Annotated in this window: 2 protein-coding genes; both read right to left on the bottom strand. The window is 61.3% G+C overall.

Translation table 11 applies throughout. The features are described 5' to 3' along the window. Window positions 1–1,273 (bottom strand): glucose-6-phosphate isomerase (gene pgi / locus A2I95_RS33845; protein ID WP_291736856.1); only part of this gene is annotated, 1,273 nt, incomplete at its 3' end. Window positions 1,274–1,290: 17 nt separating this feature from the next. Continuing rightward, on the bottom strand, window positions 1,291–1,962 hold the full coding sequence (pgl, locus tag A2I95_RS33850) for a 6-phosphogluconolactonase (RefSeq protein ID WP_291736857.1): 672 nt from the start codon (window positions 1,960–1,962) through the stop codon (window positions 1,291–1,293). Between the last annotated feature and the right edge of the window lie 57 nt (window positions 1,963–2,019).

Below are 2,019 nucleotides of genomic sequence, written 5' to 3' on the forward strand. Positions count from 1 at the left end.
CCTCCAGGCTGCGCCCGCGCATCAGAGCTTCGGACTGGGCCAGGCAGTTGACCACCAGCAACCGGTGATGCGGCTCCAGTTCCGGCTCATGCCCCTTGGCTGCAACCAGGAATTCTGCAGGCACGACTGACGTGCCCTGATGCAGCAGCTGATAAAATGCATGCTGCCCGTTGGTGCCCGGCTCGCCCCATACGACAGGCCCTGAAGGATACGGCAAAGGCGCGCCATCCATCGCAACAGACTTGCCGTTTGATTCCATCTCCAGCTGCTGCAGATAGGCCGGCAGGCGCCGCAGCCGTTGGTCGTACGGCAGCACGGCGCGGGTCGGATGGCCGCAGACCTGATTGTGCCAAATGCCGGTCAAAGCCAGCATCACCGGCATGTTCTGTTCCCAGTCGGCCGTGCGGAAATGGTCGTCCATCGCCTTGCCGCCAGCCAGGAATTCACGGAAGCGGTCCGGCCCGACCGCCAGCATCAGGCTCAGCCCGATCGGACCCCACACCGAATAGCGCCCGCCGACCCAATCCTCAAACCCGAACACATGCTCCCGCGGGATGCCAAAGGCTGCGGTTTCCTCTTCGGATGTCGACAGCGCCAGGAATTGGCGCGCAGCTTCACCGCCGCCGGCCTCGACCCATCGCCGCGCGGTCGCGGCGTTGGTCATGGTTTCGACTGTGGTAAAAGTCTTGGAGGCAACGATCACCAAAGTTGTTTTAGGATCAATCCGTTGCAGGATGTCGTGAATATGCGCGCCGTCGACGTTGGACACGAAATGGCACCGCGGCCCGTTGTGATACGGTGCCAGCGCCAGCGCCGCCATAACCGGCCCAAGGTCAGACCCGCCAATGCCAATGTTCACCACATCGGTAAAGGGGCCGCCGGGGCCTGCCAGTTTGCCCGAGCGCACACGCCGTGCCAAACGCTCCATCCGCCCGAGCGTCGCGCGCAGAGGAGCACGGATGTCCTCTCCCTCGACGAACAATTCAGGACCGCCGGGATCCCGCAGCGCTGTATGCAGCACCGCGCGCTGCTCGGTTTCATTGATCTCTTTGCCTTCAAACATGGCATCCCGCCGCCCGGCTAAATTCTGCTGGCTGCACAATGCCGTCAGCGCCGCGCGCACTTCGGCGGTGATCTGCGTCTTGGAGTAGTCGAACAAAAGCGCTTCAAACCGCACGCTGAACGCGTCAGCGCGGTTCGGATCTTTTTCAAACAACCCGGAAATACTCTCGCCGCATTCCTGGGAACGCAGCAACTTCAAATCCTTGAACATATCAATCTTTCCTGAATTCAAGGCGCCCAATGCACGGTTACCTCGGACATTACGGCTTGGATTGGCGCGGTTTCCGGCGGCAATGCCAGCGCCTGTTCAAGCGCCCGGCGCTTGGCGTCCCCGAAAATCACCAAATGTTTGGCTATGGCGGAATCAAGCACCCGCGCTGTCAGGCTGATGCGGGCTTCGGGCTGGCTGTCAGGCCGCATCACGATAAGCGCAGGCGCATCCGGGGCCAATGCATCTTCAATCCCGCCGGCGCCGGGAAACAGCGAAGCCGTGTGCATGTCCTCGCCCATGCCCAAGAGAAGGACGGAGAGAGGCAACTGCGGCACGATCTGGCTTTCGAGTTCCGCCAGCACCTCTTCGGGCTGCCGATCCGGCACATGAAACGGCAAAAAATCCGCTGCAGCCGCCCGGTTTTGCAGCAGCCGTGCACGGATCATGCTGGCATTGGAACGCGGGCTGTCTGCGGGCACCCAACGCTCATCAGTGGCCATTACCTGTACCCGGTCCCACTCAATGTCGGCTGCGCAAAGGTCGTCAAAGATCATCCCCGGCGTGGTGCCGCCGGCGACCGCAAATGAGGCCCCTTCATGTGTCAGCAAATGGGTTTTCAGATCCCCCGCAATTTCATTGGCGACTTCAATCGCCAACATATCCTGGTCGGGGTATTCGTTGAATTTCATGGGTTTATCCCTCTCCATTCACGCCCGTCGCGGCGCATCAGCAAATCGGCATCGCCG

The organism is Leisingera sp. F5 (assembly GCF_001593695.1).

Bases quoted from the DNA above. Each gene is read 5' to 3' on its own strand.
- pgl (WP_291736857.1), bottom strand. From the start codon at position 1,962: ATGAAATTCAACGAATACCCCGACCAGGATATGTTGGCGATTGAAGTC.